9 protein-coding genes are annotated in these 6,366 nt (G+C 31.7%); 7 read left to right on the top strand and 2 right to left on the bottom strand.

The window, feature by feature from the left end:
- Window positions 1-568 precede the first annotated feature (568 nt).
- From CWD91_RS18870 to CWD91_RS18840, 7 genes are all read left to right on the top strand, one after another.
- Complete coding sequence (locus tag CWD91_RS18870) at window positions 569-811, top strand: hypothetical protein (RefSeq protein ID WP_103442530.1); 243 nt, start codon at window positions 569-571, stop codon at window positions 809-811.
- Window positions 812-1,325: 514 nt separating this feature from the next.
- Window positions 1,326-1,931 (top strand): hypothetical protein, encoded by a 606-nt coding sequence (locus tag CWD91_RS18865; protein ID WP_157943840.1) that lies wholly within the window; start codon window positions 1,326-1,328, stop codon window positions 1,929-1,931.
- Between the two features lie 5 nt (window positions 1,932-1,936).
- Complete coding sequence (locus tag CWD91_RS18860; protein WP_157943839.1) at window positions 1,937-2,587, top strand: hypothetical protein; 651 nt, start codon at window positions 1,937-1,939, stop codon at window positions 2,585-2,587.
- A gap of 724 nt (window positions 2,588-3,311) precedes the next feature.
- Window positions 3,312-3,608: a hypothetical protein gene (locus CWD91_RS18855; RefSeq protein ID WP_103442527.1), complete on the top strand. Its 297-nt coding sequence runs from the start codon at window positions 3,312-3,314 to the stop codon at window positions 3,606-3,608.
- On the top strand, window positions 3,605-3,793 hold the full coding sequence (locus tag CWD91_RS18850) for a hypothetical protein (RefSeq protein WP_103442526.1): 189 nt from the start codon (window positions 3,605-3,607) through the stop codon (window positions 3,791-3,793). The genes CWD91_RS18855 and CWD91_RS18850 overlap by 4 nt, the downstream gene beginning before the upstream one ends.
- A gap of 125 nt (window positions 3,794-3,918) precedes the next feature.
- Complete coding sequence (locus tag CWD91_RS18845; RefSeq protein WP_103442525.1) at window positions 3,919-4,320, top strand: hypothetical protein; 402 nt, start codon at window positions 3,919-3,921, stop codon at window positions 4,318-4,320.
- Window positions 4,321-4,396: 76 nt separating this feature from the next.
- Window positions 4,397-4,966, top strand: a complete 570-nt coding sequence (locus CWD91_RS18840; RefSeq protein WP_103442524.1) for a hypothetical protein — start codon at window positions 4,397-4,399, stop codon at window positions 4,964-4,966.
- 253 nt (window positions 4,967-5,219) lie between these two features.
- Here CWD91_RS18840 and CWD91_RS18835 read toward each other — a convergent pair whose 3' ends face one another.
- Both CWD91_RS18835 and CWD91_RS18830 read right to left on the bottom strand, forming a co-directional pair.
- Window positions 5,220-5,741, bottom strand: a complete 522-nt coding sequence (locus CWD91_RS18835; protein ID WP_103442523.1) for a hypothetical protein — start codon at window positions 5,739-5,741, stop codon at window positions 5,220-5,222.
- The gene (locus tag CWD91_RS18830; protein ID WP_103442522.1) at window positions 5,725-6,159 is read right to left on the bottom strand and encodes a hypothetical protein; all 435 of its coding nucleotides are present in this window, start codon (window positions 6,157-6,159) and stop codon (window positions 5,725-5,727) included. The genes CWD91_RS18835 and CWD91_RS18830 overlap by 17 nt, the downstream gene beginning before the upstream one ends.
- Between the last annotated feature and the right edge of the window lie 207 nt (window positions 6,160-6,366).

The raw sequence follows: 6,366 nt of genomic DNA, 5'->3' as shown, positions 1-6,366 counted from the left end.
TAAAACAATTTGCAATCAAGATTTTGGATATCGATTTTTATATTGGACTTTATGAAGGGGTATTTTTAAAATATTCTTCAATCACGGATTTTTAAAATTGCTTGATGAGAATTTGATTTTAAAATTTATTTTAATCCGATTTATTTTTTCCTATTATTAATATGCCCCCAATTTCAATTTTGGGATTATTATATATATGTAATATAATATATATTAATTTTAATGGTGTGAAATTTGAAAACATCAATAAAATCAATACTTGAGAGTAAGTATTAAAAATATTTTACACTATTAAATTTAATGTAGTGAAAATTTTAATCCCTAATAAAAAAAGCGGTTATGAGCGTTTTTAAAAAAATCCTAAATTATCTTCATCAAGCGATTTATTCTTAAATTTTTTCAGCCGGATTTCTACGATATTGTATTACGAGTATTAGTCCAAATATTTGGTTTTTTAAAGATTTTTCGTAAAAACAGTGTTTGTCAATGCGCATGTTTAGTGGGTTAATTTAACTCAATCTAATGGAAAGAATGTGTGCTTTTTTTGAATTTTTAAAAAAAACGAAATATGACAACGATAAATAAAGCAAGAACTAAAAGGAGGGGTAATGCATTACTTGAAACCTATATAAGGGAAAATAAAAACACATTACCTCCATTTCAGATTTTTGTAAATGACTTTTTCGATATTACTGATCACTCCAAGAATAACAAGACAATTGTTAAAGAAGTGATTTTGGTATTGAGGGATATATACAGCGAATTTGAAAAGCGACCAGAGATATCAATTCTCTATAAGGTCAAAATCTAAAATATATATCGGGTTCGACATAGCCCGATATTCTTTTTGTTTGTAAGGTTTACAGGCAATTCCTTTTTTCCATTGATATTTCCCCCCTCTTCCCGTTGGGGGGAATATATTATTATTCTACCATCTTCATAAAGCCATTTTTTACATTGTTTCTATAGGCTAAAACACGCTTAATGAGATGATTGGAGCTATTGCCTTAAAAGTGAAAATACTGTGTGTAAAGGCGAATAAAAAAAGATTATAACAAATATAATTAATAACAGATTCTCATGAATCACTAAAACAATCAAAACTATGAATGCACAAACGGAAGAAAAAACAAGCAATCACTATTACATTTACCATGGCAAGCGATTCGACAATATGAAAAGTTGTAGACTGTCAATAGGAAATGGAGTAACGGTAGGCGAATTCAAAAAACTACTAAAAATGGGAGTTGTTATAAAATATAACTTCCTATAAACAATATAGATTAACGAAAGATGCCCGAAAACATCTAGTAAACCCAAATTTTATGAAAACAAAAAAAAGACCTAAACAAAATTTTGACATAAATCACTTAACAATAAACCTATGTAATCTATCGCCAAGTCAAAAACTGATTTTAGCAACAGTCTTGGAGCTACATAAGAAAAATTGCAAAATGGAATATGTTAGTCTACTTAATGAGGATTTATATAAAGGTATTGGATTATCAGAAAATACTTTTATCAAACACAGACAATCCTTGATTGACCAAAATTATTTTGATACAAAAAAAATTAGACAAGGAAAATCCTTTACACTACAGTATCGACCTAATTGGAGTAAACTACAAAAACTTGATTTCATAAAGCCGAGTGTAGAAAATGCCTATGCCCTACCCAAAAAGGAATATAAATCCAAGGTGAATTTCAAAAAAGGAGATTTAATCACTATGGAAAATAGGGATAGATTAAATGACGATACCTCCTACATTTATGAGTTAACAACTTATGAAAAAGATAAACAAATAGGTAGTCCACAAGAGAGTTACACATTTGGAAAGCAATTAAAATTAGCGGTTAGGAGCAATGACAATTTCTACCAAAGAAATGGATATCATCAAGAAGAATATAGATATCTAGAAACTAAAAAATAAACAACATGATGAAAAAAATAGCATTAACACAGAACGACAGAAGTAAAAAAGATTACGAAACCAAAGTTAGGAAGGTTCTAAATTCAATCAATGCGGTAATAGACCAATGCAAGAAAGTATTAAACTTGGATATCTCTAACGTAAGTGATGCAGTACAATATATCGAGCAGTACAAAGTAGAAAAAGATTTGTACGACAGAGGTACCAAATCCGCTATTCAACATAGGATATATAAACCCCTTGTAGATAGCTTCGTTAAAACCCATCCAGAAATAAATAGGGATACGACCATGAGCCTATTTATTAAAGAACAACACACGCAGGATATCGACAGCATAGCAAAACAATGTTTGTCCATCAATCAGGAGTTAGGAAAAATGAATATTGGAATCGGTTTTGATACCCTTGTACTTAATGGGGAGTTTGTAAACAATTCAAAAATCGATACTAAAATAAAGGATGCGACTACAATCTATTGCACCAACACCAAGCAAGTTGAGGTTAAAAGAGTTGCAGAGGAATTGCAGGAAATCATCCATAAAGCAATCCGATTAAAAATAGTATCTAATACAATACTTGGCCATAACCTAGGCAATATAATTGATGTATCAACTGGCGATATAAATTTCCAGTACATTAGGAGAATTGGTGGGTAGAAAAACAATAGGTATTAGCGAGTTTTAAATTACAAAGGTCAATATATACAAAGTGCACCAACCACTTTGTTATACCTTATTAAAACAAGCTACAAATAGCCCTATGAGAATGATACTTTCATAGGGCATCAAATGTATTTCCTATAATTCATGTTATTTTTTAGTTAGTAAGTCGGAGGGAGACGAGCAATCCAATCTCTCCGATATCTAAAAATGCAAAACGATTAAGGAAATTAAACAAAATCAGTTCCAAGCAGTATGCAAAAGTGAATGGAACACATAGGAAGACAGTAGGAAGGAATTAAAGGTCCTTCCTTCTTCCAATTCAAAAAATAATTCAACCTAGCTAAAAATAAAAAAGGCAAAAAGCAATAATACCATCCATAAAGACCAATACAATATCCCGTAGAGGAAGTATAGTCAATACATGGGTAAGGTATAAGGTTTTTATATAGGTTTTTCCAAATAGTTTTTATCGAATTTTTTTGAATTAAACGCATATTAATAGTTAGGATTCGATACTAGTTTTTAATCATGGCTTTTGACGATGAACTTTAAATGATATAAGATAAGTAACTGATTTTTAACGAATAAGGATTTTGCAAAAAGTATTTCAAAATGGATATTGGACGAACTTTTTTAAAAATTTTTATGAATTCCAACTGATTTCGATACAATGTTTGGATACAACCACACTTAACGATAAATAAATAATTTCAACATTATGGAAGAACCACAAATAAAAAGGCGAGTAGGAAGACCGAGGAAGGATAGCTACAAAAAACCATCTGATGTCCTTATCAGAAAATCTATTGCAAAAGCATTGGAAGCATACTTCACTTCCGATATGTATGCAGAAGATATGGCTTTGGGAAAAATGGGTGAGAAAAGAATGAAGGGGCATTTGGATTTGCTACCCTACGTTTTGTCAAAAAAAGAATCAATTAGAAGTGTTTTAAGCGGACTTAATGACAAGGAGACCGAAGCACTCGTCGAACGTATTAAAGTGGAAATGAAATGAGCCTAAAGAACCTAAGAGAAAAAATTGAACAGCAAGAGGAATTAAGGGATGAAGCTAGTCCGATTGTATTCAAGAGTGATGGGAAATACTTCACCGATACTTCATACAGCGAAGAAGTACCCAAATCAGAGGTACAAGGAAAGGGGTTGACAACCATTCATTTTACAAAGCCTATTACCTTTTAGAGTACACGTTAAACCTATAGCGGTATATGATGGTTAACGTTCGTCATACAGCCAACAAAACGACCTAAAGGCTTACATAGCCTAAAGGTTAACAACAACAATTTTAATAAAACAATTTAAACAAAATGGTAGGAATATTTAAAAACGCCGAGATGAAAAACAATGGTACTTCAGACGGAAGATTAAAAAAAGTAATATCAAAAGCATTGAACGAATTAAAGACCGTCAATAGCTACGATAGAAAGAAGCAATGGAAAGATAATCAAGCAGTACAAGTGGAACAAGACGATAACCTTACACCAATCGAGATAAATTTTGTTAATCAGGTTAGCAAAGATATGACCGACGATGAGGTTAACGAATTGAAGCGAAGGATTGGCGACGATGAAAGTGGGGATTATGTTCGAAATTTTCAAAAACGTTCTATGGCAAGGTGTTTTTCAACAGGTAAGTTGGAAGCGATTAAAACCTTCGCGATAGACCTAGATTACCCTGCAAGGAATTTCAGGGCATTACACTCAAAGTAAACAAGTAAAAACAATCAATCATTCATTAAGCACCAGTATGCTCAATGAGTGGTATTTAATCATTTAATAATAATATATGTATAACTGTTCAGGAGTAATTTTAAGTGGTGTAGCAAAGGATTGCGAAGCCATTAATGCCTCAATTGGTGTAGACAAAGATTTAATTTTGGTAAACTATGATGACTTCGATAAGTCGGCTACACTAGCTACCATCGAGGCAGACAACACCAATGGAAACGAAGGTGGATTAACAAACATCGAGTTGAAAGAGGGTGCCATACAATACATTTTTGAAGGTACTGATTATTCAGTAGTTCCAAATGTAACCACAGAGGTAAAAGAAAATGGTGATTCATGGTTTATCCACGCAATAGGGTTTACAGTGTATAGCAAAAGTTCGTTAACACGAACTACTTTAGAAGACCTTGCGGAATCTAGAGTAATTGCAATCGCAGTAGATCGTTCAACAGGACTTTACGAATTGTTTGGAGCGGACCAAGGACTAAAATTATCTGGATTAGAGAGGGCATACGTAGGTTCTCAAAATTCAAATTTTTATTCCACCACCATTGCAACACCCGACATTGCTGTTGTTAGAGAATCCTCTATGGGTTATCTGGCAGTTGGGATTAATACAGCAGTTTAAAATAAAATTAAAGCACTCATAATGTAATTTTATTTCGAAGAATTCTATAGAACGACAGATTCTATAGGGTTCTTTTTTTTCTGATTGATTAACAAATGTGGAACTCAAAACTAAAGATGCAATTTAAGTTTATACTTTGATTGCTTTATAAAGTGAACATCTTGGAGCTTATCTAAAAACTTGTTAGTGGATTGATGGAGAGTCGTTGAGAACATCGGTGGGGAAAAATAAAAAGATATTATAGTTGCACGCATTATGATAATGTCCTGCGAGGCATCTTTGTAATACCTAACATAGTTCCCGGCCCAGGATTTACTGCGCTACCTAATTCAGAAATTCCAACGAAAAATCCGCTACTTTTAACTGTATTATTAGAAAAGTTAGAATTAGCAATATGAAGTTCATTTTCTTTTCCGTGAATATCAATTCCAATTGGTCGTAAATCTATGGCGTTAACTTCACAAACTTTGTCAGATGTCATTTTTGCCTTTATAACTATTGTATCTGCAATTCCAATTCCAATTTCTCTATTGATTTTATCATTGATTATAAATATTTCTGGATGAGAAGTTTTGCTTTCTTTAATTAATGGTATCCAAATATTATCTTTAATTTTTGCAAAAATCCAAATCTTTGGTATTACCCCATCCCCTATTAATATTGGTGCAAAGTCATTAATTCCAATTAATTTAGCACCACCCATTAATTTATTTGAACAAACGTTCAATTCATGCAATGGTATATAATTTTCTGGTAATTTATTTGTTGATTCCATATTGTGACTTTTCAAAGTGTTCTTTAATAACCTTAATTATTCTTCTTCTCTCATTAGGCACTAAGTAATGTATAATGTAGCAAATAATCATAAGCCCTAATGCCAAAAGAAATGCATAAACCTCCCAATTATCGAACGTAATATTTGGGTCGATTTTACTTCCAATTAGTTTAGATAACATATTGATAAAAAGACCAATTACAGCACCCAAAAGTGTAGTGGCTAAATTTAGAAAAACACTATTTCCATTTGTTAATTTATCAAAATCGTAACGCTCCAAAAAAAAGGGTTTTCTTTGAATTGTAATCAGTGGGTCAATCAGAACTTCACCATTAACAATAACAGGTTGATTAAAAATCTGTCCAGAATAATTTTGTTGTGGTAGTTTCAGCTTCTTTTTTTCAGGAGTTTTTTCCATGTTTGTGGGTAGTAATGGTATAAAAGCAATAATACTTAACAATAAATCTGAAATGTAATTATCACTTTGGCATCCTCTTAATCGTTCTAAGATAAAAAATTATTTCTACAAATAGATTATGATATATTTGTAATGAAGTCCAAGATTGGAATAATGAAATTCTGAAAATCTGATCGGGCATCTTAATTTCAATTAGAACCGTTAAAA

Source organism: Arenibacter hampyeongensis (assembly GCF_002909255.1).
Lineage (GTDB): Bacteria > Bacteroidota > Bacteroidia > Flavobacteriales > Flavobacteriaceae > Arenibacter > Arenibacter hampyeongensis.
This window is presented reverse-complemented; position numbering and strand designations above follow the sequence as displayed.